General features: G+C 39.2%; 30 protein-coding genes. All 30 read left to right on the top strand.

What is annotated here, in order from left to right; all coding sequences use genetic code 11:
• The first annotated feature begins 2 nt into the window (after nt 1-2).
• The 30 genes from fliG to BUF11_RS12270 all read left to right on the top strand — a co-directional run bounded on the left by fliG (nt 3) and on the right by BUF11_RS12270 (nt 26,992).
• Nucleotides 3-1,013: a flagellar motor switch protein FliG gene (gene fliG / locus BUF11_RS12415; RefSeq protein ID WP_073589182.1), complete on the top strand. Its 1,011-nt coding sequence runs from the start codon at nt 3-5 to the stop codon at nt 1,011-1,013.
• Entirely contained in the window at nt 997-1,818 is an 822-nt protein-coding gene (locus tag BUF11_RS12410; RefSeq protein ID WP_073589181.1) for a FliH/SctL family protein, read from the top strand. Before fliG ends, BUF11_RS12410 begins: the two co-directional genes overlap by 17 nt.
• Before the next feature lie 32 nt (nt 1,819-1,850).
• Nucleotides 1,851-3,155 (top strand): flagellar protein export ATPase FliI, encoded by a 1,305-nt coding sequence (fliI, locus tag BUF11_RS12405; protein WP_073589180.1) that lies wholly within the window; start codon nt 1,851-1,853, stop codon nt 3,153-3,155.
• 34 nt (nt 3,156-3,189) lie between these two features.
• Entirely contained in the window at nt 3,190-3,636 is a 447-nt protein-coding gene (gene fliJ / locus BUF11_RS12400; protein ID WP_073589179.1) for a flagellar export protein FliJ, read from the top strand.
• An 11-nt stretch (nt 3,637-3,647) separates the two neighbouring features.
• Complete coding sequence (locus tag BUF11_RS12395) at nt 3,648-4,424, top strand: MotE family protein (protein ID WP_073589178.1); 777 nt, start codon at nt 3,648-3,650, stop codon at nt 4,422-4,424.
• Nucleotides 4,425-4,508: 84 nt separating this feature from the next.
• Nucleotides 4,509-5,921 (top strand): flagellar hook-length control protein FliK, encoded by a 1,413-nt coding sequence (locus BUF11_RS12390; protein ID WP_073589177.1) that lies wholly within the window; start codon nt 4,509-4,511, stop codon nt 5,919-5,921.
• Between the two features lie 16 nt (nt 5,922-5,937).
• A complete protein-coding gene (locus tag BUF11_RS12385) occupies nt 5,938-6,771 on the top strand; it encodes a flagellar hook capping FlgD N-terminal domain-containing protein (protein ID WP_073589176.1) in 834 nt (277 codons plus the stop codon).
• A 107-nt stretch (nt 6,772-6,878) separates the two neighbouring features.
• On the top strand, nt 6,879-7,271 hold the full coding sequence (locus BUF11_RS12380) for a TIGR02530 family flagellar biosynthesis protein (RefSeq protein ID WP_073589175.1): 393 nt from the start codon (nt 6,879-6,881) through the stop codon (nt 7,269-7,271).
• 78 nt (nt 7,272-7,349) lie between these two features.
• The gene (locus BUF11_RS12375) at nt 7,350-8,816 is read left to right on the top strand and encodes a flagellar hook protein FlgE (RefSeq protein ID WP_073589174.1); all 1,467 of its coding nucleotides are present in this window, start codon (nt 7,350-7,352) and stop codon (nt 8,814-8,816) included.
• A gap of 144 nt (nt 8,817-8,960) precedes the next feature.
• Nucleotides 8,961-9,161 (top strand): flagellar FlbD family protein, encoded by a 201-nt coding sequence (locus tag BUF11_RS12370; RefSeq protein WP_073589173.1) that lies wholly within the window; start codon nt 8,961-8,963, stop codon nt 9,159-9,161.
• Between the two features lie 56 nt (nt 9,162-9,217).
• Nucleotides 9,218-9,736, top strand: coding sequence for a flagellar basal body-associated FliL family protein (locus tag BUF11_RS12365; RefSeq protein WP_084558630.1), 519 nt, complete (start codon nt 9,218-9,220; stop codon nt 9,734-9,736).
• 70 nt (nt 9,737-9,806) lie between these two features.
• Nucleotides 9,807-10,784, top strand: a complete 978-nt coding sequence (fliM, locus tag BUF11_RS12360; protein ID WP_073589172.1) for a flagellar motor switch protein FliM — start codon at nt 9,807-9,809, stop codon at nt 10,782-10,784.
• A gap of 4 nt (nt 10,785-10,788) precedes the next feature.
• Nucleotides 10,789-11,922, top strand: a complete 1,134-nt coding sequence (gene fliY / locus BUF11_RS12355; RefSeq protein WP_073589171.1) for a flagellar motor switch phosphatase FliY — start codon at nt 10,789-10,791, stop codon at nt 11,920-11,922.
• 146 nt (nt 11,923-12,068) lie between these two features.
• Nucleotides 12,069-12,431, top strand: a complete 363-nt coding sequence (locus BUF11_RS12350; RefSeq protein WP_073274046.1) for a response regulator — start codon at nt 12,069-12,071, stop codon at nt 12,429-12,431.
• Nucleotides 12,431-12,868, top strand: coding sequence for a flagellar biosynthetic protein FliO (locus BUF11_RS12345; protein WP_073589170.1), 438 nt, complete (start codon nt 12,431-12,433; stop codon nt 12,866-12,868). Before BUF11_RS12350 ends, BUF11_RS12345 begins: the two co-directional genes overlap by 1 nt.
• A gap of 11 nt (nt 12,869-12,879) precedes the next feature.
• On the top strand, nt 12,880-13,755 hold the full coding sequence (gene fliP, locus BUF11_RS12340) for a flagellar type III secretion system pore protein FliP (RefSeq protein ID WP_073589169.1): 876 nt from the start codon (nt 12,880-12,882) through the stop codon (nt 13,753-13,755).
• A gap of 14 nt (nt 13,756-13,769) precedes the next feature.
• Complete coding sequence (fliQ, locus tag BUF11_RS12335) at nt 13,770-14,045, top strand: flagellar biosynthesis protein FliQ (protein WP_073589168.1); 276 nt, start codon at nt 13,770-13,772, stop codon at nt 14,043-14,045.
• Nucleotides 14,046-14,074: 29 nt separating this feature from the next.
• Nucleotides 14,075-14,806: a flagellar biosynthetic protein FliR gene (gene fliR, locus BUF11_RS12330; protein ID WP_242952370.1), complete on the top strand. Its 732-nt coding sequence runs from the start codon at nt 14,075-14,077 to the stop codon at nt 14,804-14,806.
• A 22-nt stretch (nt 14,807-14,828) separates the two neighbouring features.
• Entirely contained in the window at nt 14,829-15,935 is a 1,107-nt protein-coding gene (flhB, locus tag BUF11_RS12325) for a flagellar biosynthesis protein FlhB (RefSeq protein ID WP_073589166.1), read from the top strand.
• Nucleotides 15,936-15,963: 28 nt separating this feature from the next.
• Nucleotides 15,964-17,997 carry a flagellar biosynthesis protein FlhA gene (gene flhA, locus BUF11_RS12320; protein ID WP_073589165.1) on the top strand — a complete coding sequence of 678 codons (2,034 nt, stop codon included), beginning with the start codon at nt 15,964-15,966 and terminating at the stop codon, nt 17,995-17,997.
• Nucleotides 17,997-19,220, top strand: coding sequence for a flagellar biosynthesis protein FlhF (gene flhF / locus BUF11_RS12315; RefSeq protein ID WP_073589164.1), 1,224 nt, complete (start codon nt 17,997-17,999; stop codon nt 19,218-19,220). Before flhA ends, flhF begins: the two co-directional genes overlap by 1 nt.
• Nucleotides 19,220-20,101, top strand: coding sequence for a MinD/ParA family protein (locus tag BUF11_RS12310; protein ID WP_073589163.1), 882 nt, complete (start codon nt 19,220-19,222; stop codon nt 20,099-20,101). Before flhF ends, BUF11_RS12310 begins: the two co-directional genes overlap by 1 nt.
• A gap of 15 nt (nt 20,102-20,116) precedes the next feature.
• The gene (locus BUF11_RS12305) at nt 20,117-20,872 is read left to right on the top strand and encodes a flagellar brake protein (RefSeq protein WP_073589162.1); all 756 of its coding nucleotides are present in this window, start codon (nt 20,117-20,119) and stop codon (nt 20,870-20,872) included.
• A gap of 107 nt (nt 20,873-20,979) precedes the next feature.
• The gene (gene cheB, locus BUF11_RS12300; RefSeq protein ID WP_073589161.1) at nt 20,980-22,134 is read left to right on the top strand and encodes a chemotaxis-specific protein-glutamate methyltransferase CheB; all 1,155 of its coding nucleotides are present in this window, start codon (nt 20,980-20,982) and stop codon (nt 22,132-22,134) included.
• Nucleotide 22,135: 1 nt separating this feature from the next.
• Nucleotides 22,136-24,220, top strand: coding sequence for a chemotaxis protein CheA (locus BUF11_RS12295; RefSeq protein WP_073589160.1), 2,085 nt, complete (start codon nt 22,136-22,138; stop codon nt 24,218-24,220).
• A gap of 10 nt (nt 24,221-24,230) precedes the next feature.
• Complete coding sequence (locus BUF11_RS12290; protein ID WP_073589159.1) at nt 24,231-24,686, top strand: chemotaxis protein CheW; 456 nt, start codon at nt 24,231-24,233, stop codon at nt 24,684-24,686.
• Nucleotides 24,687-24,689: 3 nt separating this feature from the next.
• Entirely contained in the window at nt 24,690-25,313 is a 624-nt protein-coding gene (locus tag BUF11_RS12285; RefSeq protein WP_330393881.1) for a chemotaxis protein CheC, read from the top strand.
• Between the two features lie 8 nt (nt 25,314-25,321).
• Nucleotides 25,322-25,807 (top strand): chemotaxis protein CheD, encoded by a 486-nt coding sequence (locus BUF11_RS12280; RefSeq protein WP_073589158.1) that lies wholly within the window; start codon nt 25,322-25,324, stop codon nt 25,805-25,807.
• Nucleotides 25,808-25,875: 68 nt separating this feature from the next.
• The gene (locus tag BUF11_RS12275) at nt 25,876-26,133 is read left to right on the top strand and encodes a hypothetical protein (protein WP_073589157.1); all 258 of its coding nucleotides are present in this window, start codon (nt 25,876-25,878) and stop codon (nt 26,131-26,133) included.
• 91 nt (nt 26,134-26,224) lie between these two features.
• The gene (locus tag BUF11_RS12270; RefSeq protein ID WP_073589156.1) at nt 26,225-26,992 is read left to right on the top strand and encodes a FliA/WhiG family RNA polymerase sigma factor; all 768 of its coding nucleotides are present in this window, start codon (nt 26,225-26,227) and stop codon (nt 26,990-26,992) included.
• Nucleotides 26,993-26,996 lie beyond the last annotated feature (4 nt).

The following is a 26,996-nucleotide window of genomic DNA, read 5'->3' as shown; positions in this document are numbered from 1 at the left end:
ATATGGCAAAGAATACAGAAATATCGGGAGTACAAAAAGCCGCTGTTCTCTTAATATCCTTAGGGCCCGAGAAATCGGCCAGTATTTTTAAGCATTTGAAGGAAGATGAGATAGAACAGTTAACATTGGAAATTGCCAATACAAGAAGCATTTCACCAGCTACCAAGGAACAGGTATTGGATGAGTTTTATGAGATATGCCTTGCACAGCAGTATATTGCAGAAGGTGGTATTGCTTATGCAAAAGAGCTTCTGGAAAAGGCTTTAGGAGAAGACAAGGCAAAGGATGTTATTGGAAAGCTGACAGCTTCCTTGCAGGTTCGTCCTTTTGAATTCGTCAGGAAAGCAGATGCCAGCCAGATGTTAAACTTTATTCAGGATGAGCATCCACAGACCATTGCCCTCATTCTCTCCTACCTGTCCTCCGGTCAGGCATCTGCCATTATATCAGCCCTTGCGCCGGATAAACAGGCAGATGTTGCAAAGCGTATTGCACAGATGGACCGTACATCTCCGGATGTAATCAAAGAAGTGGAAAGAGTGCTGGAGCGTAAATTATCCTCCCTTGTTAATCAGGATTATACCATCGTGGGCGGCGTAGATTCTATTGTATCTATCTTAAATACTGTAGACAGAGGAACTGAAAAACATATTATGGAAACTCTTGAAATTGAAGAGCCAGAGCTTGCAGATGAAATCAGAAGGAAGATGTTTGTATTTGAAGACATTCTTACTCTGGATGACCGCTCGATACAAAGAGTACTTCGTGAGGTTGACAATAATGAATTGGCAGTAGCATTGAAGGCTTCTAATGAAGAAGTACAGAATGTTATCTTTAACAATCTGTCCAAACGTCTTGCAGCTATGATAAAGGAAGATATGGAATTCATGGGTCCTGTCCGCTTGAAGGATGTTGAAGAAGCACAGCAGAAGATTGTTAATATTATTAGAAAATTAGAGGACTCCGCTGAGATTATCATTTCCAGAGGTGGAGGTGATGAGATTATTGTCTAATCTTATTAAATCAAGATATATAGCAGTAAGTGCAGAAGATAAATTCGTAATTGACTCAAATGAAAGAAGTGAGGAATTCAGACTTATCAATTTTGCAAATAAGCCCCAGGTTCATGTTATCAATAAAGAAATACCCGAATCGTTAGAAGGCTTTAAGCCGGGAATAGATGCGCCTGTAATAGAGACAGAGGAAACGGAAAGTGAAGATGAGCTAAGAAGCCGTCTGGAAGATATGATTTCAAAGGCGGAAGAAGAAGCGGCGCTTATCCGGAAGATAGCAGAAGAAGAGAGCAAAGCCAATTGCAGAAGGCTGTATGATGATTCTACACGAAAAGGCTATGATGACGGGTTCAAAAAGGGAATGGAAGAAGCTCTCAAGAGAAAAGAGGAATATGAAAAGCTTGAGAGAGAGCTTAAGAAGGAATACGAAGAAAAAACGGCAGCCTTAGAACCTGAATTTGCGGGAATTATGACAGCGTTGATAGAAAAAGTTACAGGAATTGCAGTGGAAGGAAAAAAAGGTGTTATAACACATCTTATCCACAGAGCCATACTTCATGGTGATAACAGCAGGTTTTATCATATAAAGGTGTCAAAAGAGGATTATGAGGAAGTTACGGCATACAGACCTAGTCTGGTAGAAATTCTGAATGAAACTATTGAACTGGATATTGCAATGGATAAAAATCTTTCAAAAAACCAGTGTATTATCGATACAGAAACCGGAATAGTTGATTGTGGTCTTGATACACAATTGGAAAATCTAAAGAAAGATATTATGCTTCTTTCAATGGATAATCTGTAATTTTTGATAAGTGAAGGCAGGTAGATAAAGGCATGACTAATCTGGAAAAATATGATATTCTGCTGGACAGAACTTATGAAAAGCACTTAGGGAAAGTGGTGAAGGTGGTTGGATTAACCATAGAATCCATAGGACCCAAAGCAAATTTAAATGATTTGTGTACCATTGTATCTTCTGATAAATCACAGACTATAATGGCTGAAGTGGTGGGTTTTAAGGAAAACCGCATCCTATTGATGCCCTATGACGATATAGAAGGCGTAGGAGTGGGAAGCACAGTAGAATCTGCCGGAAGACCTTTAACGGTTTCTGTAGGGGACAGCCTTCTTGGAAAGACCCTTGATGGTCTTGGAAGACCAATTGATGATACAGAATTAGAGATAGAAGCGGAATATTCCGTTGAAGCACAGCCTCCGGATCCTTTAAAAAGGAAGCTGATAGATGAAGTCCTGCCGTTGGGAGTAAAAGCGGTGGATGCTATGATAACCGTAGGTAAAGGGCAGAGAATAGGTATTTTTGCCGGCAGCGGTGTTGGTAAAAGTACTCTTCTTGGTATGTTTGCAAGAAATACAAAAGCAGATATTAATGTCATTGGCCTGATTGGTGAACGTGGCAGGGAAGTAAGAGAATTTTTGGAAAGAGATTTGGGTGAAGAAGGGATGAAAAGGTCAGTAGTAGTGGTAGCCACTTCTGATAAACCGGCCCTTATTCGAAAGAAAGCTGCAAAAACAGCTACCGCAATTGCCGAGTACTTCAGGGACCAGGGAAAAGATGTACTTTTGATGATGGATTCCCTCACGCGTTTTTCAATGGCTCAAAGAGAAATCGGACTGGCCTCCGGTGAACCCCCTGTTTCCAGAGGGTATCCGCCGAGTGTATATTCTGAGATGCCAAAGCTGCTTGAAAGGGCAGGCAACTCCGGGGAAGGTTCCATAACCGGTCTCTATACCGTATTAGTTGACGGAGATGATTTCAATGAACCCATAACAGACACAGCAAGAGGTATCCTTGACGGACATATTATGCTGACAAGAAAAATGGCGAATAAGAATCATTATCCGGCCATAGATGTTTTGCAAAGTATATCCCGTGTTATGTCTTCCATCGTAGCAAAGGAACATAAAAGTGCGGCAGGAAGATTGAAGAATGTTTTAGCTACTTATACCGAAGCAGAGGATTTGATAAATATAGGAGCCTATAAAAATGGTTCTAATAAGGAGATTGATTATGCAATCTCCAAAATTGAGGCTGTGAATGCATTTTTACGTCAGAACGTAGATGAAAAGATGGATTTTGACCTGATAGTTGACCAATTAATAAATCTGTTTGAAGATTGAGAAAACTATCCGGAAAATTAAGAATCGAGGGTATATGGCTAAGTTTATTTACAAAATGGAAAGCATCTTGGGAATAAAATATAAGATGGAAGATCAGGCGAAAATTTCTTATGGAATAGCCCGCAGAAAGCTTATGAAGGAAGAAGACAGGCTTCATGAGCTTAATATTCGGTTGGAAGGGTATCAAAACAAGGGAAAAGAATTAAGAATGCAGAAGCTTAATATATGTAAGCTTAGAGAATATACGGAAGCTTCGGAAGCGGTAAAAAAAGAAATAAAGCTGCAGGAATTAGCCGTAAGAAGAGCAGAGCAGCAAGTGGAACTTGCAAGACAGAGACTGAATGCTGCAATGTTAGAGAGAAAAACTCACGAAAAATTAAAAGAGAATGCAAAAGAAGTATTTTTCCTTGAATTAGCTTCGGGAGAAAGAAAAGAAATAGATGAATTGGTAAGCTTTCGGTATAATAATCCTACTAATTAGGAGGAAAGAAAATGGCAAGAAAGAACAAAACAGCAGAGGCTCCGGAGAATGAAAAAAACATTGGCGCCAAAATAACAGTGACAGTAATTGTGCTGATGGTCATTCTGGTTTGGCTTGTGGTATTTGCTCTCTTAATAAAATTAGATGTAAATGGGCTTGGCTCTTCTGTGTTAAGACCGTTAATAAAAGATATTCCGGTGGTAAATAAGATTCTTCCTGATGTATCGGAGCAGCAGCTGGCATACGAAAATGATTATCCGTACAGCAGCTTGGAGGAAGCAATAGCAAAAATCAAGGAATTGGAAAAAGAAAATGATGCACTCACGAAAGAAAGCAGCAGTTCGGCAAAAACAATAAAGGAGCAGGAAGCAGAGGTCGAGAGGCTTAAGGTTTATGAAGATGAGCAAAAGACTTTTGAAGAAAGAGTCAAGGAATTTGACGAGAAGGTGGTATTTGCCGATCAGGCTCCTGATGTTGAAGAATATAAAAAATATTATGAAAGTATTGACCCTACCAATGCAGAAGAAATTTACAGGCAGGTTGTAGAGCAGCTCCAGTATTCAAATGCCATTAAGGAAAAGGCGGATATCTATAAAAAGATGAAGCCGGATGCAGCAGCAAAGATATTAGAAACAATGACGGCGGACATTGATACAGTGGCGCAGATGCTTCTTAGTATGAATGCATCACAGAGTTCAGCGATTCTGGCAGCCATGGACACGACAGCGGCAGCGAAAATCACCAAAAAGATGATAGATATGGATACTGAGCTTTCAAGCGGTGAATAGGCTTAAGGTAATATATCCCTGGTTTTCTGATTACAGGGAGGGTTACTTAAGTATAAATATTATAGTAAGAAAGGAGGAGAAAAAATGATGCAGAATGTAAAGGCTGGTTTTGTTGATAATTATACTGCCGCAGCAGGAAGTATGAGATCCCAGGGAACAGCTAAGAGCAGCAATAAGTCATTTGAAGACGTAATTACCAGCAGCCTCAAAGCAAGTAAGCCGGATAATACGGGAAGTACGGATGCAGCAAAAACTGCTAACAGCACTGATGCAAATAAAGCAGCCCAGGATGTAAAGACAAAGCAGGGTGATTCACAGGCAAAGCCTGGTGCAGCAGAAGCTACGGCGGGAGGAAAAGCGGATAATACAAAAGACACTGATAATACCAGCCAGGCAGTAAGCCAGTTACAGGATAAGGATGCGGTACAAAAAGAAAATGTTATAACAGACCTTACAGAAAATAAGGTTACTGATATTAGCAATATTAATATCAAAGATCTTCTGGATGCAATCAAGAACGGTATCAAACAAAAACTTGGCATTTCAGAGGATGACCTTAATAAGGCATTGGAATCTCTTGGATTTACACCACTTAGTCTGCTGGATGTTAACAATCTGAAGCAATTTCTTTTAAAGGTAAGCAATAACGATGATATGTCGGCCTTTTTAACCAATGAAGACTTGGGAAATACTTTAAAAGAGCTGATGAAGGTTTGCGATACCATTCAAGAACAATTCCCTGTATCGAAAGAACAGCTTCCCGTTTTGACCCAACCGGTAACAACTGCGGAAAATAAGACATTTAAGGATATCCAGGCTGACACTGATACCGATGCGAAAACTGCTGTACAACCGGATGATGAAATTAATATAACGGTTGTTAAATCAGTCAAATCAACAGATACACATAGCAGTGAAGGCAGCAAGTCAGATAAGCAGAAGACCGAGCAGAATCTATCGGCTACAGAACTTTTGATACATAATCTGGCGGTTAATTCAGGCGGAGAGGAAGCTATTTTTACAAATCAGCTTTCCAAGGTACAGCAGATAAGGGAAATAACAAGTCAGATTTTAGATGCTGTCCGTATTAATATTAAGCCGGACCAGACATCAATGGAACTTCAATTAAATCCCGAAAATCTGGGTAAGATCAATCTGACGGTCGTATCAAAGGAAGGAGTTCTTACAGCCAGGTTTGTAACAGGGACAGAAACTGCGAAAGAAGCAATAGAGAGTCAGCTGCAGGTATTTAAAGAGAATCTGAATAACCAGGGATTAAAGGTTGAAAATGTGGAAGTTACAGTATCTTATTCGGCCTTTGACCAAAAGGAACAAGGGTTTCAGGAGAGCAGTAAAGACAATCAGGAAAAAGGCAGAAACAGAGCATTTAGGAGCCTGGATGAGATAAACGGAAGTTTGACGGATACCTCAAAGGAAGAACTTACTAATTTGGGAAGCCTGGAACAGAGTACAAATAGTGTAGATTATACCGCGTAGTGACAAAGGAGGAAACATGAGCGTTCTGGCAGTTTCAAACGGAAAGATTGTTGACAGCAGCGCTTCAACAACTTCAGCAACAAAAAAAACAATGACTACGGGAACATCATCTCTTGATAAAAATGCATTTTTGCAGCTTTTGGTTGCACAGATGAAATATCAGGACCCGTTGAATCCCAGTACTGATACCCAGTTTGTACAGCAGTTGGCAACTTTCTCACAGCTGGAGCAGATGCAGAATTTGAATGCAACAACATCAAATAATCAGGCATTCGGACTGGTTGGCATGGATGTAGAGGTAAGTACCACGGACACATCCGGTAAATCGACTGTAAGCAGCGGACGTGTTGATTATGTCGTTATGAGCAACGGTACGGCAAGAGTATCCGTAAACGACAATCTTTATACACTGGATCAGGTAACAACCATTCTTTCCGGTGACTATGTAATAGAAAAGGGTCTGCCCTACATTACCAAAAAAGTGGATGCAACTTTTGATAAAGAAAAGCCGGAGGATGTCAGCTTTACAGTAAACTTAGGTTCCGGTAAGACGGTGGCAACGGATGTTGCAGTTATTCTTAATGGCAAGGTGTTGGATTCAAAATATGTGAAACTGGATGGCACAAAGGTCACTATCAGTAAGGAAGGCCTGGCAGATTTAGATAATGGCACATATAAACCTACAGTAATGTTTAACGATGCCAATTATACAACTATTTCAAACCAGATCAGTATAACGGTTAAGGGACCAGATAAACCGGAGGAACCGAAGGAACCAGATGAACCGAAGGAACCAGATGAACCGAAGGAACCAGATGAACCGAAGGAACCAGATAAACCGGATGAATAGGGAGACGGTGACGGAACGGAAGCCTAAGCTGTCATAACTTATGATTAGTGACTCGTAAACAATCTTCCGCCATATTCACAAGGACGTGGATAGAGAAAGAGGCTGATATGAATCATATTTCTCAAACAAAATACTCTACCATCGAGCAGATGACTGGACAGCTGTTAAATAAAAGAACAGTGCAAACAGGGCAAGCCGATACCAATAATTCCTTTCAGCGTATCCTGGAAAATCAATACGCAATACAAAACAATGCTCTGAAGTTCTCAAAACATGCTAATGAAAGGCTTCAAAGCAGGAATATTGATTTATCAGAGGAACAGCTTAATAAACTGTCGGCAGGAACCAGGAAAGCCCAGGAAAAGGGAATATCAGAATCGCTTGTGATGGTTGATAACATTGCTTTTATCGTGAATGTGAAGAACAGTACAGTTATAACAGCTCTTGATGAGGGAGAAGACAAGATATTTACAAATATTGATGGTGCCGTAATTATGTAATATGCCGGACCTTTGGGAGGCATAAGGTCCTTGACTGACAGAGAGGACAGGCACAAAAAATAAGGAGGTCATTTCACTATGATGCGATCATTATATTCCGGAATTTCCGGATTAAGTGTTCACCAGACTAAAATGGATGTAATCGGTAATAATATTGCAAATGTTAATACAGTCGGATTCAAGGCAAGCAGGGTAGCTTTCTCGGATGTATTTTATCAGACTGTCCAGAGCGCTACCGGTCCTAATGAATCTACCGGCGCAGCGGGACAGAATGCGATGCAGATAGGTCTTGGAAGTACGGTTTCTTCCATTGTGGCTTCACCTACGAAAACAGGCGGTGCCCAAAGGACGGACAATCCCTTTGATATTATGATTAACGGGGATTCCTTCTTTATTGTAAACCAGGGAGGGACCAACTACTTTACAAAGGCCGGAGATTTTAAAGTTGATGCCGACGGAAACCTCTGTACCTCAAGCGGCGCGACTGTTATGGGCTGGCAGGTAGATCCGAAAGATGCAACAAAAACGGTAGCTGACGTAGTTTCACCTTTAAGGATTATGGCTCCGGAAAATCAGTATTCAACACCGGTAGCAACTACGAATACCTATATAAGCGGTAACATTGACAGCAAGGATACACAGCTTGCCTTAACCGGAACCGGAAAAACGGTAAATATATCTTTTTATGACAAGCTTGGAGAGTCTTACAGCGCCACCTTTAAAATTATTCATTCCGGTACAGGAACCCCGCCTACGGCAATAGAGAACCAGTACGACGTACAGCTGGTGGATGTATTGGATTCCCAGGGAAATTCTGTTTTCGTAAAGAAAACTGTTGATGCGTCCACGGGAAATGTAACTTATGCTTCCAGCGGATTATCCGGTTCGTCTTTTGCAGGGACATCCCTGGCTTATAATGTAGATGCCACAACCGGAGCAGTTTCATTTACGAATGCCATGCCAACTTTGACTTTCAATGCTGCGACCGGTAAGTTTGTTGGTATTGGTTCTGCAACGTCTACGGACAAAGCGATAGACTTAAAGCTGGGGGCCACGGCAGCAACCAACCATTTCAGTGATATAAAGGTTGACTTTTCCACTATCACAATGTATGCAGGCAGCGGAAGTACTACCTTAGGTTCCGCTATGGGTGATTTGAATGGACTTGGTAAAGGGCGTAAAGCCGGTAATATGACAGGCCTTAGTGTTGATACTTCCGGTAAAATTTACGGAACCTACAGTAATGGAGATAACAGGCTCTTAGGGCAGATTGCAGTGGCATCCTTCTCTAACCCTGCCGGACTTGAGTCAAAGGGAGGAAACCTTTTTGCAGAGACTCAGAACTCAGGAAAATTCGACGGAATTGGTCATGATGTTAAAAGTGACGGCGGAAGCTTTACAACGGGTGTTCTGGAGATGTCTAACGTAGATTTGGCTGCTGAATTTACGGAAATGATTACAACACAGAGAGGATTCCAGGCAAACTCAAGAATTATAACCACTTCCGATACTTTATTGGAAGAACTCATTAATTTGAAAAGATAAATATAGGCTGATGGCGGCGTAAACCGCCGCCATCTTTTATTACAATGCAGCAGAGGGGTTATGAGCATTTCCTGATTCAAAAACTGTGGAATATAGTAGTCATCTTTCAATAATACTTATATTTTATATAGGAAAGAGGCATGGATGATAAATTTAACGAAATTGAGTGGTGTAGAAGTAACGCTTAATTGTGATATGATTGAAACAATAGAAGAAGTACCGGAAACAGTAATTACCCTTTCCAATGGGAAAAAAATACTGGTAAAAGAGAGTAGACAAGAGATTATAAATCTTGTAAAATGTTACAAAAAAGAACTTTATTCTGTTGGTATACCAAATTTATGACACACTGCAAGTCTAACCGATAGAGAGGGAAGAAAGGACATGCCTATGGAAGGCAGATGGGAAATAGTATGAAGAAGAGCTTCTTAACGGTCATTATCCTGGCTTTAGGAATAGTTAATATGATTCTGACGGCGGTTATTGTATTTGCCGTAGTACCAACAACTATGAGAACAAATGAACTGATATCCAAGGTAGCTTCTACCATAGATTTAGAAATCAACGGCTCGCCTGCGAACCAAGAAGTAAGTATTGAGGATATCGAAAATTATGGGATGAGTAAAGAACTTACAATCAACCTGAAAAAAGGGACTGATAACATACCAAGTTATGCATTGGTTAAAACCTCCTTATCTCTCAATACAAAATCAGAGGATTATGCCAAGCTTCAACCACTGGTAGAAACCAATGAAAGTAAGATTAATGAAATGATACAGAATGAATTCATGAAATATACCATGGATGAAGTAACAGTGAAAAAAGAAGAAATAAAGAGCAATATACTGGCAGCATTACAGGAGTATTTTAAATCTGATTTTATTGTCGGTATTACTATTGAGTTTACAGTCGCTCAATAAAGGATTTTGATGATTTCAGTAGAGGTTTGTGATATTATGGTATTAAGTAATCACCCGGGAGGTAGTGGCAATGGGCGACGTCTTGTCTCAAAATGAGATTGACAATCTGCTTAAAGCGTTAAGCAGCGGAGAATTGGATGCAGAAGAATTTAAAGGCAGCGGCGAAAAGCAAGTTAAAAATTATGATTTTGCAAGACCCTCCAAGTTTTCAAAGGAACATCTTAGGACATTAGAAATAATATTTGAACATTATGGGAGATTGCTTTCTACAAATTTACCGGCTTATTTTCGGAAGAATGTCCAAATAGAAGTAGTAAGCTCGGAAGCAGTAGCTTATTCTGAATTCAGCAATGCCCTCTCAAATCCCGTGCTGCTGGGGATAGTTGATTTCTCGCCTTTAGAGGGTAATATAATTATAGAAATTGCGGACAATCTAGGTTATGCAATGGTAGACCGTATGTTAGGCGGAACTGGGATGCCGTTAGAAAAAGCAAGGGATTTTACAGAAATTGAATTGATTATTATGGAGCGCATATTCAATGTCTGTACGAATCTTTTAGGCGAACCATGGGAAACAGTAGTGCATTTGGAACCAAGGCTCATAAGGATAGAAACAAATTCACAGTTTGCCCAAATTATTGCACCCAGTGAAATGACTTCCATTATTACTATGAATATAAAAATAGGAAATGTGGAAGGGATGATGAATATATGTTTGCCATATGCTTGCCTGGAGAGTGTTATAGATAAATTGAATACAAAGTATTGGTTTTCAACAATGCAGGTTAAAGATGATAAGTCTTACCAGGAGCTTATCGAGATGGCCATATCCAAAGCAAAGATACCGATTAAGGCAATACTGGGAAGAAGCTCGATTTCAGTAAATGATTTTCTGGGGCTTCAAACTGGAGATATCATAAAGCTAAATACAAAGATAGAAGATGAATTAGACGTTTATGTAGGTAATTTGGATAAATTTAAAGCATTGCCGGGGGCATCTTCGGATGCTTATGCAGTAAGAATTACATCAATAATTAGGGAGGAGTAATAATATGGATGGTATGTTATCTCAAGAGGAGATTAACGCGCTTCTAAGTGGGATGAATGCAGATGTGGGCAGTGCGGGAATTGACAATAGTTCAGAAACACTGTCAGATGCTGAAAAAGATGCGATTGGTGAAGTCTCCAATATCAGCATGGGGACAGCAGCCACTACCCTTTCATCTTTGGTTAATCAAAAGGTTGTCATAACCACTCCGGTCGTTTCCTATGCAACATGGAATGATCTGACAGAATCGTATGACAGACCGTGTGTTTTTATACAAATCTATTATAAGGATGGTTTAGACGGTAACAATATCCTGATATTGAAAGAATCTGACGTAAAGATTATAACAGATTTAATGATGGGTGGTGACGGCACAAATATAACCGGTGAATTAACTGAGCTTCATTTAAGTGCTATCAGTGAAGCAATGAATCAGATGATGGGTTCGGCTTCAACTTCTATTTCAGCAATGCTTGAGAAGAGAGTTGATATCAGTCCTCCGATTTCAACATTGGTGGATATGAATGAGGCAATAGATGGTTCTGACATAGCACCTTTCTTAAAAGGCAAATTTGTCAAGGTTTCTTTCAAAATGGAGATAGGAACATTGGTCGACAGTGAATTAATGCAATTATATCCCTTTGAGCTGGCAAGAGAACTTTACAGTAATTTTGTCAAGGAAGAGGTAAAAGTAGAACCGGAGAAAGTTCAGAAACCACAGCAGCAGCCTAAAGCAGCTGAAATACCTGTTCAACCGGCTCCACAAGTACAGATGCCATATCCGCAAATGCCATACCCGCAGATGCAGGCGCCAGGATACCAAATGCCTTATGTTGCACCGGATATTAATATATCACCGGCGCAGTTCCAGAACTTTACGGTTCCACAGCAGGTGACACCCCAGCCTGAGAACATAAACCTGATCATGGATGTTCCTTTGGAAGTTACAGTAGAACTTGGTCGGACAAATAAATCCATAAAAGAAATATTGGATTTTACACCGGGTACAATCATTGAGCTTAATAAACTGGCAGGAGAACCGATAGATGTTCTTGTAAACGGTAAGTTTGTTGCAAAGGGAGAAGTAGTAGTAATCGAAGAATCCTTTGGCATAAGAGTAACCGAAATTATTAAGTAGCAGTTGTAAGTGTAACCATGAATCATGTGATGCAAATCATTCATGCATGAAAATAATCATAATAATTGATTCTAAGAGGGTTTTAATTTAAGGGTGAATAGTGATATTATTAATTATAAAATACAACACATGATAGGAGAATAAAAATGGGTAAAAGTATTTTAATTTGTGACGATGCTGCTTTTATGAGAATGATGATTAAGGACATTTTGAGTAAAAATGGTTATACGATTGTAGGAGAAGCTGAAAATGGAGCAAAAGCTATTGAAAAATACAATGAGACGAAGCCTGATCTGGTAATGATGGATATTACTATGCCGGAAATGGATGGTATCCAGGCCTTAAAGAAAATCAAGTCAGCAGATCCTTCTGCTAATATTATAATGTGTTCTGCCATGGGGCAACAGGCCATGGTTATTGAATCCATCCAGTCTGGAGCAAAGGATTTTATTGTAAAACCTTTTCAGGCGGACAGGGTATTGGAAGCTGTTAAGAAGGCTGTGGGCTAATGAATATTTTTGTATCGGGGTTGTCAGGAGTAGATAATTTCCTGCAGCTTCTTGGTGTCATCCTTCTTTTCGTTGTGGTACTGGTTATAACGTATCTGACCACCAAGTTTGTGGGCGGTGTTAAAATGGGAACCTTAAAGGACAGTAATTTTAAGGTTATTGATACCTATAAACTCATGCAGAATAAATATCTGCAGATAATAAAGGTGGGTACCAGATATTTTGTCATAGCGGTGGGGAAAGATGACATAAGGCTTCTTACCGAGCTGAAGGAAGATGAAATCACGGTAAAGGACAGAAGTACCAAGCAAAATAATAACTTTCAGGATATTTTGAAGGCTTTTAAGAAACAAATTGAGAAAGAAGATAATAGTGGTGATTTGTTTGCAGAGCAGTCGGATGAACATGACAACGCAGACAAAACAAATCCTCACTAAGGTTAGTATGCATGGAGAGTAAGAATAAAAAGACATTAAAAAAACTGGTATGTATTATCTGTATTTTATTCATTACCGGTATATTGACCAATAAAACAACTGTTTTTGTGTACGCATCACAAACGAGTGAAACAGCCGTGACAGGCGCAGATAACGATAACCAGTCACAGCAGGATAACAGCGCAGAGACGGGAAATAATTTAAGCGGCCAGATTGGGCCGTTTAAATTTAATATGGATACAGATCCTAACGGCGGAGGTATAACCTCCACACTACAGATTATGTTAGTGATTACGCTGATTTCTCTTGCACCTTCAATTTTAATTATGGTAACGTCATTTACCAGGATTATTATTGTGCTGCATTTTGTGAGGTCTGCATTAGGAACGCAGACAACTCCACCAAATCAGGTACTTATCGGATTAGCTTTATTCCTGACATTTTTTATCATGTCCCCGGTATTTACACAGGTTAATAATGATGCCATTAAGCCATTATCAAATGGAGAGATTACACAGCAGGAAGCGTTTGATGCAGGTATTAAGCCTTTGCGTCAGTTTATGCTAAAGGAAGTAAAGGCACAGGATCTTAAGCTGTTTATGGACATTGCAGAGATTGGTAAGGTTGATAACCTTAATGATATACCGATTACAGTAATTATACCTTCCTTTATAATCAGTGAATTACGCACTGCATTTATTATTGGCTTTGTTATATATATACCCTTTATAATTATTGATATGGTAGTTGCATCTACCCTCATGTCAATGGGTATGATGATGCTTCCGCCAACAACGATATCCATGCCGTTTAAAATTCTGCTGTTCATATTGGCAGACGGATGGAATCTTGTTATAGGAGTACTGGTTAAGACCTTTTACACCTAGAAAGATGGTAGAGTATGAATGAAGATGTTGTAATTGATATTATCAGAGAAGCACTTTGGATAATTATAAAAGTTTCGGCTCCCATGCTTTTGGTATCGCTTATAGTAGGTCTTATAATAAGTATCCTGCAGACTATAACTTCTATTCAGGAGCAAACCCTCACATTTGTTCCGAAGTTTATAGCCATTTTTTTGATTATTATGCTTTTTGGAGGCTGGATAATGTCGGAGACCAGAGACTTTTTTGTGGAGCTTATCAATAATCTCCCATATTACATTAAAAGCGTATGACCTTTACAATTAATGGATTTGATAGCTTTATGCTAATTCTTGTGAGGATATCGGCCTTTGTTTTTGTGGCTCCCTTTTTTAGTATTCCCAATGTTCCCGGGAGAGTAAAAGCAGGCTTTTCCCTTATGTTTGCACTGGTGCTTTTCCAAATAACGACGGTTGACATACAATACAGTACAGTGATAGAGTATGCTACTTTGATTTTGAAGGAAGCATTAACTGGCCTTATCATAGGCTTTTTTACCAATGTGAGTTACTATATCCTGAACTTTGCGGGACAGTTAATGGACATGGAAATAGGATTTTCCATGGTAAATGAACTTGACCCGGTTGCAAATATTCAAACTACCATAACCAGTAATCTATATTCCTATGCGGTTATGCTTATGCTAATGGTAACAGATATGCATCTTTATATTATCAAGGCATTTGCGGATACCTTTAAAGTAATTCCGGTGGGAGAGGCTCATATAGACGCCAATATATATCTGCTGATGGCAGACTTCATTAAAAATTATTTTATAATTGGCTTTCGCATAGTACTGCCTGTTTTTGCGGCTATGCTGATTATAAATACCATACTTGCAATACTTGCGAAAGTAGCTCCCCAGATGAATATGTTTGTTATTGGCTTTCAGCTGAAAATAATGACCGGTTTACTGATGCTGTTTATACTGGTTAAGTTTTTACCAACCGTATCCGGGTTTATTTTTAATGAAATGATTGGTATGATGAAAGCAGCCGTTCAGGTATTAAAATAGTTATCCGTAAGGGGACTTTGGAATGGGAAAGTTATTGGTTTATAATCTGCAATTTTTTGCAGACGGAGGCGGCGGTGAAAAAACAGAAGACCCGACCCCCAAGAAATTAAACGATGCCAGAGATGAAGGACAGGTTGCAAGAAGTACGGACTTAATAACTGCTTCAGCACTGATTGCTTTATTTGTTACCTTAAAGGTATTTGCCTCCAGGATCGGTTATCAGTTTATCGAGTCCTTCTATGAGTTTTATGGTAATATAGAGAAGATAGCGGAGGATGATTTTAGTGTTGCTGTTGCAACAGCACTTTTAAAAGAATGCATTTACAGTATTATTCGGATTTTGATACCGATATTTTCGATTGCGGTAGTCGTTGTAATCATTATTAACGTATTCCAGGTGAAATGGAAATTAACAACAAAACCATTGAAGCCTAAATTTGATAAATTTAATCCAATTAAGGGATTTAAGAAGATATTTTCAAAAGATAAATTGGTGGACACATTAAAAGAGGCCCTTAAAATAATCGCCATTATATATATTGCTTACAACACATTAATTGATTATGGAGCCGGACTACAAAGGCTTTATGATATGGAACTGATTCAGGCTATTGAATTCATTGGAAATATCGTAATAAAATTAGGCCTGAATATAAGCGTTGTTTTTCTTATCATTGGTATGGCAGATTATATCTATCAGAAGTTAAAGTTTAAGAAAGATATGAGGATGTCAAAGCAGGAAGTAAAGGACGAATACAAGCAGTCAGAAGGTGATCCTCAGATCAAGGGAAGAATCAAGTCAAAGATGAGGGAGGTATCCCAAAGAAGGATGATGCAGATGCTTCCCACAGCAGATGTGGTTATTACCAACCCTACTCACTTTGCTGCGGCAATCAAGTATGATAAGGATAGCAGTGACGCACCGATGCTCATTGCGAAAGGTGCGGATTATCTGGCACAGAAAATAAAAGAAGTGGCGAAGGAAAATAAAATTGAAATTGTAGAGAATAAACCTCTCGCCAGAATGCTTTACTATAATGTTGATGTTGGCAATGAAATTCCGCCGGAGCTTTATCAGATGACTGCGGAAGTTTTAGCCTATGTTTATAATTTAAAAAATAAGACATGATTACTTATAAATTCAGGGGGCATTGCTGATGAAAAAAACGGACATGGCTGTGGGACTTTATTTACTGGCAGCAATTATATTTCTGATTGTACCCATACCTAGTATATTATTGGATGTTCTATTAGCGCTAAATATATCCATAGCATTGATTGTCCTATTCAATGCCTTGTTTTCGAAGGAAGCATTAAGTCTTTCCGCTTTCCCTACTATTCTGTTATTTACAACCGTATTTCGAATATCTCTTAATGTATCTGCCATGAGGCTGATTTTAAGAGATGGATTTGCAGGCGAGGTAATCCAGACTTTTGGTGGTTTCGTCGGCGGCGGTGATGCCATTATTGGTATTATTGTATTTGTAATCCTGATTCTGGTTCAGTTTATTGTTATTAATAAGGGCTCGGAACGTGTGGCAGAAGTAACGGCAAGATTTACACTGGATGCCATGCCCGGTAAGCAGATGGCGATAGATGCGGATTTAAATACCGGGGCCATCAATGATATCCAGGCGAAGGAAAGGCGTGAAAAGATCCAGCAGGAAGCCACCTTTTTCGGAGCCATGGATGGTGCCACCAAATACGTAAAGGGTGATGCCATTGCAGGACTTATTATTGTAATAATCAATTTCGTCGGCGGTATCGCTATCGGAGCATTACGCGGCGGCTTATCCATGAATGATGCTTTTGATCAATATACCATACTTACTATTGGTGAAGGGCTTGTCAGTCAGATACCCTCACTTTTGATATCCTTATCTACCGGTATTGTGGTAACAAAGGCAACGAAGGATGCGGATATAGGCGATACATTACTTAAGCAGCTTTTCTCCATCCCTAAGGTTCTCTATATTGTCGGCGGAGCGCTGATGTTTTTAGGAATCGTAACACCTCTTCCTGATCTTGTATTCTGTGCATATGGTGTTGTTTTCATTATTTGCGGCAGAAGCATAGCAGGCCGAATAGAAGTAGAGGATATTGAAAGTGCTGCTTCAATGGAAGAAAACAGTGGGGATGAGATACGTAAACCGGAAAATGTGGTATCTCTCTTGCAGGTGGACTCGATAGAACTGGAATTTGGTTATGGTATTATTCCCCTTGCCGATGTCAATCAGGGAGGCGATTTGCTTGACAGGGTTGTTCTGATCAGAAGGCAGATAGCTCTGGAATTAGGCTGTGTGGTACCCATTATCCGCTTAAGGGATAATATCCAGTTGAATCCCAATCAATATCTGATCAAGATAAAAGGAGTGCCTATCAGTGAAGGAGAAATCCTGTTTGATCATTATATGGCAATGAATCCGGGGTATGTGGAAGAAGAAATTACCGGTATTCCAACCTTTGAACCCTCCTTCCATTTACCGGCTATCTGGATAACAGAGAGTCAGAGAGAAAGAGCAGAGTCCTTAGGGTATACCGTAGTAGATCCTCCGTCAATCATTGCAACACATCTGACAGAGGTTATCAGAAGCCACATCTATGAATTGCTTACAAGACAGGATGTACAAAACCTTATCAACAATATTCAGGAGGCAAATGCAACCCTTATTCAGGAACTTGTTCCTAAACTGTTAAGCGTAGGTGAGATTCAGAAGGTATTACAGAACCTCTTAAAAGAAGGAATATCCATCAGAGATCTGGTAACTATTTTTGAAACCCTTGCAGATTATGCAGCCACAACAAGAGATACGGATGTACTTACGGAATATGTACGCCAGAGCCTTAAGAGAGCTATCAGCAATAAATATTTCCCTGCAGCGGAGGTTACAAATGTAGTAACGCTGGATCCGAAGGTGGAGCAAGATATCATGAACAGCGTAAAGCAGACAGAGCAGGGAGCATATCTAACATTAGATCCGGAAAAAACCAAGAGTATCATGAATTCTGTGGAGGAAGAAATCCAAAAGTTGGAGAACATAGGAAGGAATCCTATTGTTATAACTTCTCCCATTGTCAGAATGTATTTTAAGAAGCTTACGCAGGATTACTTTAAGGATTTAATCGTAATATCCTATAACGAGATTGAATCCAATGTAGAATTACAATCGGTAGGGATGGTGACGGTATAGTGATAATTAAAAAATATCAGGCAAATACAGAAACAGAAGCAATTCTTTTGGCAAAGGATGAGCTGGGCAAAGATGCCATTGTAATGAATATTAAGACAATTTCACCAAAGGGTGTTTACCGGCTTTTTCGAAAACCTACTGTTGAAATAACAGCTGCTGTAGACGATACGGGCGTTTTATCCGGAGGGAAGAAAGAAGCGGAAGTGCCGAAGTCAAAACCATCCTTTTTTACGAATACCCCATCAGGTTATGGTGAGGGGGGGATGTCTAGCAGCAGAGCAAAAGAGCCTTATAATGCCAAAGAGGAGGCTTCTGCTATTGAAAAGAAACTTAACAGTCTTCAGGAACTGCTTGAGAAACAGCTTTTAGAGCATCAGGAAACAAAAAAGGCAGAAGAGGTGGTAAAGCAGAAAGATCCGGAGGAGCAAAAAAGAGAAGCCTGTATTAAACTGGTATATGACCAGCTGCTTCGAAATGAAGTGGATGAGAAATATGTTACGCAATTAGTCCGGGAGATTGAAAGCAAGCTGACCAAAGATATCACAATCGACAACATTCTATCCCACGTGTATCAGAAGATTATTTTGAAGCTGGGACAGCCAAAAATAATTGAAGTAGTTGAAAATAAATGCAAATTCATTTTCTTTATCGGACCTACCGGTGTGGGGAAGACTACAACCATCGCTAAAATAGCTTCAGACCTGAAATTAAATAAAAAGTTAAAGGTTGCTATGCTGACATCCGATACTTACCGAATTGCTGCTGTTGAACAGCTTAGAACTTATGCCAATATCCTTGGTATTCCTATGAAAGTAATTTATACGGAAGACGAAATGGCACAGGCAAAGGAAGAGTTATCGGATTATGATATTATTCTTGTAGACACTGCCGGACGTTCCCATAAGAACAGGGAGCAAAGGGACGACATCTTAAGGCTTCTTGGAACAGTTGAAGAGGATGAAAAGGAAATATATCTTGTATTAAGTGCTACTACAAAATATAAAGACTTAATTCGAATCACTGAAAATTATTCTGAAATTACAAATTACCGTATCATATTTACCAAATTAGATGAAACCATTTCAGTAGGAAATATTTTTAATATAAAGATGCTAACAAATGCAGAGCTATCTTATGCAACCTGCGGGCAGAATGTACCGGATGACATAGGGAAGCTTGATACACAGGAAACAGCCAAGAAATTATTAGGAGGGTTTGATTGATGGATCAGGCAGAACAGCTTCGCAACATTATAAAAAGACAAAATATGCCTGACAAACTTGCCAGAGTTGTAACCGTAACAAGCGGAAAAGGCGGAGTCGGCAAATCAAATCTTTCTGTGAACTTAGGAATTCAGTTGTGCAGAATGGGTAAAAGGGTAATAATACTCGATGCTGATTTCGGTTTGGCCAATGTAGAAGTTATGCTTGGTATCAGACCCAAATACAATTTGGCAGATATCATATATGGCAGTAAAGGCTTACAGGAAATTATCACAAAGGGACCTGAAAACCTGATGTTTATTTCTGGTGGTTCAGGAATTCAGGAATTGTCCAATATTACGAAGGGGCAGATAAGTTTTCTGAATGAGAAGCTGTATGAATTAGATGAAATAGCCGATATTATTATAATTGATACCGGTGCTGGTATTACAGACAGTGTATTAGAATTTGTTATGGCAAGCTCGGAAGTATTGTTGGTTATAACACCGGAGCCAACCTCTATAACAGATGCTTATGCATTACTTAAGGTACTCAATAAGCGGGAAGATTTTAATTCTGACATGACATCCATTAAAATGATAGCTAACAGGATAAACTCGGAAGAGGAGGGACGCAGCCTTTATAACAAAATGAATCTTGTTGTAGAGAAATTTTTGACAATAAAGCTGGAATATCTGGGAGGAATACCGCAGGATTCGAATGTTTCAAGATCAGTTATGCAGCAAAAACCTTATTCCGTCCTGTATCCGAATTCTCCCTCTTCAAGGGCTGTATCTGTTTTGGCTAAAGCTTTATGTGATGATGTTCCGGCCGGCAATTTAGGACAGCGAGGAATTGCTCATTTCTTTTCAAGCCTTCTTCATCGTAAGACAAGCAAATAACGGGGGTGACATAACATGGTACGGGATGTAGTAGCCATTGGAGATAAGGTAGAACTTATGATAATGGATAGAAATGAAGACATGGAAAAGAAGATATACAAAAGTAAAGTGTTGGATTTCCCCGATTATACTTCTGTCATTATAACAATGCCTATTATCAAAGGAAGAGTGATACCTCTTTCTGTAGGTGATAAATACAGCTTACGTTTCTTTTCACAAACTGGACTTTATGAATGCAGGGGTGTGATTACAAGCAGATCCAATGATGATAAAATATACATATTGACAGTTGAGTTCACATCAGCACTGGAAAAATACCAGAGACGCCAGTTTTTCCGGCTGAACTGTGTATTGGATTTAGACTATTACATAGCAACGGAAGCAGAACTGACGCTTCGGTACAAACTAAAACAGAATATATTTAAAAATCCGGAAGACAAGCAGGCTTGTATAGAGGCATTGGAGCAATGTAAAAAAGAATGGCTTATGGGAATCATTGTGGATTTAAGCGGCGGCGGTGCAAGACTGATGTCAGAGAATGTCCACGAAGTAGGAAACTATATGCAAATGCGTATACAGTTTGGCAGTAAAGTCAAGATAAAGGCAGATTATTTAACCGGAATAATCATATCTGCAGAGAAAATGGTAAACAGAGTTGGTTTTTATGAACATCGGGTACAGTTTAGAGAATTGCTGAAAGAAGACAGGGAAGCAATCATTAAATACATATTTGAAGAAGAAATCAAGCAGCATACGAAAGATAAAAAATAATCGTAACCGTTTACATGTAATCCTGATAGATATAGAAAATCGAATAGTCGGCATTTTTCCACGAAATGTGTCTGATTATAGATTGAATATACGGAAAAGAGGTAAATATGCAGAAAAAAGTTTTAATAGTTGATGACTCTGCACTCATGAGAAGGGTACTCTCTGATATAATTAATTCAGATCCTAGGTTTCAGGTTTCAAAAGTTGCTGTTAACGGACTTGAGGCATTTCTATTATTGACGCAGCAGGAAGAGACATATGATGCGATTATTTTAGATATCAATATGCCAAAGATGAGCGGAATCGAACTATTAGAACAGCTGGAGCAAAAGAAAATCAAAGCCACCATCATAATAGTCAGTACAGTGGCAAAAGAAGGGGCAAAAGAAACAATACGTGCCTTGGAATTGGGTGCATTTGATTTTGTTACCAAGCCGGAGAGCTTTTTCGAAGTAAAGAGTGATAAGTTTAAGGATAAGATTATCTCCTGTCTTGAAACTGCTACAAAACTGTATAATTTAAACGTGAAAGAGGTATTAAAGGAAGAGGGATTTATAAAACCTCTGATTCCTAAAACACCTGTTACGGTGGATACCAGCTTTCCGCCTAAAAGAGAGATCGTTTCAAGAAACATTACCGAAAATGCTATAAACACGAGGATTCCAACCAGAAGCGGTACAGGAAAGAAACTGGTGGCGATTGCCTGTTCAACAGGAGGCCCCAAAGCGTTACAGCAGGTAATACCAAAGCTTAGTGCTACATTGGGATGCAGCATATTGCTTGTTCAGCATATGCCGGAAGGATTTACAGCATCCTTAGCAAGCCGATTGAACGAGATAAGTGCAATAAAGGTAAAAGAAGCAGAACACCTTGATGGGCTGGAGGATAACACAGTCTACATTGCAAGAGGTGGTTACCAGATGCGTTTTCATTGCACAGATCAGGGAAAAGACGTTCTGACGGTTACGCAGGAGGCAGCTAAAAATGGTTTAAAACCTTGTGCCGACTATATGTATGAATCATTGGCGGAATCAAACTTTTCAGAAATAATCTGTGTGGTATTAACAGGTATGGGCGGCGATGGAACCTACGGAATCAAGAAACTAAAAGAGAAAAAGAATATATATGTAATTGCACAGGATGAAGCAACCAGTACCGTATATGGAATGCCCAAGGTAATCAAAGATGCCGGGCTGGTCAATGAGGTTGTTTCATTAGAGCAGGTGGCAAGTGCAATACAAAAAAGTCTGGGGGTACAATAAGATGGATGTTAGTCAATATCTGGATATTTTTATTGATGAAACCAAGGAACATTTGCAGAGTTTAAACCAACAGTTATTAATATTGGAAACAGAACCCGAAAACAGTGAAACAATTAATGAGATTTTCAGAGCCGCCCATTCCTTAAAAGGTATGGCAGGAACAATGGGATTTAAGAGGATGCAGCGGTTGACCCATGACATGGAGAATGTTTTTTCGGAAATCCGTAATGGTAAGATGGGTGTTACTGCTGAATTAGTGGATGTATTGTTTAAAGGATTGGATGCTTTAGAAGGCTACCTAAGCAACATACAGGCAAGTGCTGATGAAGGAACGGAAGATTATGAAGATATCATAGAACAGCTTAACAATATTCTAAATATTGGCTTGGGAAAAGAAGTTAAGAAAGAAGAGGCAAAAGGAACAGTTCAGGCAGCAGGTGGTACGGCTGCTGCAGATACGGCAGGCGCTGCCGGGAATAAATATAAGGAACTGCCCCTTGCTGATTACGAAAGAAATGCAATCGTAAAAGCGCAAAAGATGGACATTCATGCTTTTGGGGTAACAGTTTATATACAGGAATACTGTATTCTGAAGGCAGCAAGAGCATTTTTGGTATTTAAAGCATTGGAAAGTATGGGCGATGTAATTAAGTCAAAACCCGAAGTGCAGGATATTGAAGATGAGAAGTTTGATTTGGATTTTAGTGTGGTATTGCTGACGAAGGACGATATTGAAAAAGTTAAAAAAACAATTTTGAATGTTTCAGAAATTAAAGAAGTGTATGTAGAAGAGATAAGCGTAAGTGCAGACGAAGTACCCGAAGAAAAGGGAGAAGCTGTTCATACAGAGGAAGTCGAACTGCGGGGTAACATCCAAAATAAGGCTGTGGCACAGAGCAGTGCCAAACAGCAGTCATCAAAACCGGTAGTAAACCGTTCTGTCCGTGTTGATATTGAAAAACTGGATGTGCTTATGAATCTCGTAAGTGAGCTGATTATTGCAAAGAATGGCCTCGTTTCCATGAATATCAGTGAAAAAGGTACAAAGTCAGAGTCCAGTTTTAATGAACAAATAGAATATCTTGAAAGAGTAACGACCAATCTTCACGAATCTGTCATGAAGGTGAGAATGGTGCCCATTGAGAGCGTTCTTAACCGTTTTCCTCGTATGATCAGGGATTTATCAAAGTCTTTGAATAAAAAGATGGAACTTTATATGACAGGTGAAGAAACAGAGCTTGACAGGACCGTTATTGATGAAATCGGGGATCCGCTCATGCACTTATTGCGTAATGCGGCTGACCATGGTTTGGAGAGCAATGAAGAGCGTCTTGCAAAAGGCAAACCGGAAATGGGTTCTATTTTCCTTGATGCTTATCAGGATGGTAACAATGTAGTAATTGAAGTAAGGGATGACGGTGCCGGCATCAACGTAGAAAAAGTCAAGAAAAAGGCTGTTGAAAAAGGAACGATAACTTTGGAACAGGCTGAAGTAATGAGTGATAAGGAAGTTATAGATTTACTGTTTAGACCAAGCTTTTCTACAGCAGAGATTATCACTGATGTATCCGGCAGAGGTGTAGGCCTTGATGTTGTTAAGACAAAGATTGAAGCCCTGGGTGGTGATATTGAGGCAAAAACAAAGTTAGGTGCCGGAAGTAATTTTATTATCCGCTTACCGCTTACACTTGCCATCATACAGGCTCTTATGGTTGAACTTGGAGCTGAAAAATATGCGATACCCCTTGGAAGCATTCAGACCATTGAAGACGTTTTGGCTTCGGATATCAAATATGTTCATTCAAAGGAAGTAATAAATTTAAGAGGCAATGTAATACCTCTGCTTCGTTTAAATAGAATACTGGATGTTCCGGGAGCGAAAGAGGACCAGGAGAATCTCATTGTAGTAATCATATCAAAGGGAGACAGGCTGGCAGGATTGGTTGTGGATAATCTGATTGGACAGCAGGAAATTGTTATTAAGTCAATTGGCAAGTTTATAAACAACAATAAGATCATCGGCGGAGCCACCATTCTTGGTGACGGTGAGGTTGCCCTGATTCTTGATGTAAATACGCTGGTCTAGAGGAGGTTTCATGATGGAAAACGCAGTAAATGAAGGGAAACAATACATAGTCGTAAAAATCGGAATTGAGCAATATGGTATTGATATTAAATATATTGATAATATTGTAAGAGTGCAGAATATAACAAGAGTACCAAGGGCACAGCATTATTTTAAGGGAGTTATAAACTTAAGAGGTGAAATTATACCGGTAATGAGTCTCCGCCTGAAATTTGGACTGGAAGAAGATGTGATAAGCAATGCTACCAGAATTATTATCATAAAATTTGATTCCCAGTCCGCCGTAGGTGTGATTGTGGACGAAGTAAAAGAAGTAGTGACCTTGGATGAAAATATGATCGAAAAGGTTACCAATAGTGCAGTAGAAGATAAAAACGGATATCTGTCCGGAATCGGAAAACATAATGACAGTTTGGTATCTTTATTAAATATTAATGGGGTCATTATAGAAAAAGAAATAGTTTAAGGAGTGTTATCATTGCCAAATATTAATTTAGATAATATGGACAACATGCAATTTGATGTTTTAAAAGAAATCGGTAATATTGGAGCGGGTAATGCTACAACGGCTTTGTCAACTATGATAAACAGCAAGGTTGATATGAATGTTCCTAAGGTAGATTTGCTTGAACTAAAAGAATTACCGGATTTGCTTGGCGGAGCCGAAGAGATTGTTGTAGGAATTCTGATAACGTTAGAGGGCGAAATCAATGGCATGATGATGTTTATGATGGACCAGGCTTCTGCATGCCGGATAGTAGACATTCTTATGGGAAAAACCACGGCGATTGAAGAATTTACAGAAATGGAATATTCCGCACTTAGAGAGATTGGAAACATAATAGCAGGAGCATATCTTTCCTCTTTGTCAACCTTGACTGGAATTAAGATTCATGCAAGCATACCGTATATGTCTATTGATATGGCGGGAGCAATTTTAAGTGTGCCGGCTATTGAATTCGGTAAAGTAGGTGATAAGGCCCTGATTATTGAAACACAATTTACCAAAGACGACTCTGATGTTAACGGTTATTTTATATTGATACCTACTTTGGAATCATATGATGTTATCTTAAGATCATTGGGATTATAGGTGATAATATGGGCATAATGGTTAAAGTAGGAATGGCAGATTTGAATATATGCAGCTCACCTGATGCACTGACGACTTTGGGACTTGGTTCTTGTGTTGGAATAACTCTTTATGATTCTGTTAGTAAAACAGCGGGTATGGTACATGTTATGCTGCCGGACAGCACGAAGATTAAAAACAATGAGAATTTTGCCAAATTTGCAGATACGGGCGTGGATGCCTTGATTGAAAAAATGGTTTTGGCAGGGGCAAATAGAAACCGCTTGATAGCAAAGATTGCAGGAGGAGCCCAAATGTTTGCTTTTAGCTCCAATAATGATATGCTTCGTATTGGAGAAAGAAATGTAGAGGCAAGTAAAGCTAAACTGGCTTCTCTTGGAATTAGGATAATTGCAGAGGATACCGGTCTAAATTACGGCAGAACCATAGAGTTCTATGCCGGGACCGGTGAACTCTATGTAAAATCAGTAGGAAAGCCATTGAAAATAATGTAATAAAGATAAGTAAAAGAGATACCCTGGGGAGCAGCTGGACAGCAATTGTAGTCCCAGAAAGAGGTTATATGAGAGACAGGTATATAGCACCTGCTGTAATGCTTATAGCGGGTGTGGTTATGAGCGTAATAAATCTTGTTAATCACGAAGAAATGTTAACAAGTCTTGAAAGACTGTTGGTGGTTCTGATTTGCTTTTTTATAATTGGAAAAATAGCAGCAGCTGTAATAAGGAAGTTTACAGCTACGAAAGCAGTGGATAAGGTACCGGAAAATGATATGTCCGAGAAGAATGAGGAAGACAAAGAAAATACACAGATAGATTAGGAATGAATACATACCGTAAGACATATTTTATTCGGAATTTGATGAAAATAAAGCAGGGAGGCTAAGATTTTCAAAATTTGGGGGTACATTGATGAATGCAGAGTATAAGGCCAAAATTTGGGAGGATTACAGTAAACACAAATCTCCGGAAGGACGGGAAAAACTTATAACAGAATACGCTGGATTAGTGAAGGTCGTGGCTGGAAGACTTAGTATGTATTTGGGGTACAATGTTGAATATGAGGATCTGGTGGGATACGGAATATTTGGACTTATTGATGCAGTAGACAAGTTTGACTACACAAAGGGCGTTAAATTTGAAACCTATGCAAGTTTTCGAATCAGAGGGGCCATTCTGGATGAAATACGTAAAATGGATTGGATACCAAGAACCTTAAGACAAAAACAACGAAAGCTGGATATTGCTTATCAGAAGCTGGAAAGCCAGTTAGGACGCAGCGCTACAGATGAGGAGATGGCCAAAGAACTTGAGCTGTCTTTAAAAGAATATGAGCTTTGGCAGAATCAAACGAATATATCGAATTTGTTTTCTCTGGATGAATATTTAGAGCAGGGCAGTGAAGGAAGCGTTGAATCTAATTTAGGCTCGCATTACGAAACTCCGGAGCAGATTACAGAAAGAAATGAATTGAAAACAATATTAACAGACACTCTTAACATTCTGACAGAAAAGGAAAAAAAAGTTATCATTCTATATTATTATGAAGAGCTTACATTGAAAGAAATCAGTAATGTACTGGAAGTATCGGAATCCAGGATTTCACAGCTGCATACGAAAGCATTGCAAAAGATGAGGCAGAAATTGGGAAGTAATATAGAATTATTGTTTACCATATAATAAG

The organism is Anaerocolumna xylanovorans DSM 12503 (assembly GCF_900143645.1).
In the GTDB taxonomy this organism is placed as follows: Bacteria; Bacillota; Clostridia; order Lachnospirales; family Lachnospiraceae; genus Anaerocolumna; species Anaerocolumna xylanovorans.
This window is presented reverse-complemented; position numbering and strand designations above follow the sequence as displayed.

Coding starts and splice junctions, on each gene's coding strand:
- BUF11_RS12395 (WP_073589178.1), top strand. CDS start 3,648: ATGGCAAGAAAGAACAAAACAGCAGAGGCTCCGGAGAATGAAAAAAAC.
- BUF11_RS12370 (WP_073589173.1), top strand. CDS start 8,961: ATGATAAATTTAACGAAATTGAGTGGTGTAGAAGTAACGCTTAATTGT.
- BUF11_RS12350 (WP_073274046.1), top strand. CDS start 12,069: ATGGGTAAAAGTATTTTAATTTGTGACGATGCTGCTTTTATGAGAATG.
- fliM (WP_073589172.1), top strand. CDS start 9,807: ATGGGCGACGTCTTGTCTCAAAATGAGATTGACAATCTGCTTAAAGCG.
- BUF11_RS12410 (WP_073589181.1), top strand. CDS start 997: ATGAGATTATTGTCTAATCTTATTAAATCAAGATATATAGCAGTAAGT.
- flhB (WP_073589166.1), top strand. CDS start 14,829: ATGGGAAAGTTATTGGTTTATAATCTGCAATTTTTTGCAGACGGAGGC.
- BUF11_RS12365 (WP_084558630.1), top strand. CDS start 9,218: ATGGGAAATAGTATGAAGAAGAGCTTCTTAACGGTCATTATCCTGGCT.
- BUF11_RS12345 (WP_073589170.1), top strand. CDS start 12,431: ATGAATATTTTTGTATCGGGGTTGTCAGGAGTAGATAATTTCCTGCAG.
- BUF11_RS12270 (WP_073589156.1), top strand. CDS start 26,225: ATGAATGCAGAGTATAAGGCCAAAATTTGGGAGGATTACAGTAAACAC.
- fliP (WP_073589169.1), top strand. CDS start 12,880: ATGGAGAGTAAGAATAAAAAGACATTAAAAAAACTGGTATGTATTATC.
- BUF11_RS12380 (WP_073589175.1), top strand. CDS start 6,879: ATGAATCATATTTCTCAAACAAAATACTCTACCATCGAGCAGATGACT.
- BUF11_RS12375 (WP_073589174.1), top strand. CDS start 7,350: ATGATGCGATCATTATATTCCGGAATTTCCGGATTAAGTGTTCACCAG.
- BUF11_RS12310 (WP_073589163.1), top strand. CDS start 19,220: ATGGATCAGGCAGAACAGCTTCGCAACATTATAAAAAGACAAAATATG.
- BUF11_RS12305 (WP_073589162.1), top strand. CDS start 20,117: ATGGTACGGGATGTAGTAGCCATTGGAGATAAGGTAGAACTTATGATA.
- cheB (WP_073589161.1), top strand. CDS start 20,980: ATGCAGAAAAAAGTTTTAATAGTTGATGACTCTGCACTCATGAGAAGG.
- fliR (WP_242952370.1), top strand. CDS start 14,075: ATGCTAATTCTTGTGAGGATATCGGCCTTTGTTTTTGTGGCTCCCTTT.
- BUF11_RS12275 (WP_073589157.1), top strand. CDS start 25,876: ATGAGAGACAGGTATATAGCACCTGCTGTAATGCTTATAGCGGGTGTG.
- fliQ (WP_073589168.1), top strand. CDS start 13,770: ATGAATGAAGATGTTGTAATTGATATTATCAGAGAAGCACTTTGGATA.
- fliJ (WP_073589179.1), top strand. CDS start 3,190: ATGGCTAAGTTTATTTACAAAATGGAAAGCATCTTGGGAATAAAATAT.
- BUF11_RS12385 (WP_073589176.1), top strand. CDS start 5,938: ATGAGCGTTCTGGCAGTTTCAAACGGAAAGATTGTTGACAGCAGCGCT.
- fliG (WP_073589182.1), top strand. CDS start 3: ATGGCAAAGAATACAGAAATATCGGGAGTACAAAAAGCCGCTGTTCTC.
- BUF11_RS12390 (WP_073589177.1), top strand. CDS start 4,509: ATGATGCAGAATGTAAAGGCTGGTTTTGTTGATAATTATACTGCCGCA.
- flhA (WP_073589165.1), top strand. CDS start 15,964: ATGAAAAAAACGGACATGGCTGTGGGACTTTATTTACTGGCAGCAATT.
- BUF11_RS12295 (WP_073589160.1), top strand. CDS start 22,136: ATGGATGTTAGTCAATATCTGGATATTTTTATTGATGAAACCAAGGAA.
- BUF11_RS12280 (WP_073589158.1), top strand. CDS start 25,322: ATGGGCATAATGGTTAAAGTAGGAATGGCAGATTTGAATATATGCAGC.
- fliY (WP_073589171.1), top strand. CDS start 10,789: ATGGATGGTATGTTATCTCAAGAGGAGATTAACGCGCTTCTAAGTGGG.
- fliI (WP_073589180.1), top strand. CDS start 1,851: ATGACTAATCTGGAAAAATATGATATTCTGCTGGACAGAACTTATGAA.
- BUF11_RS12290 (WP_073589159.1), top strand. CDS start 24,231: ATGATGGAAAACGCAGTAAATGAAGGGAAACAATACATAGTCGTAAAA.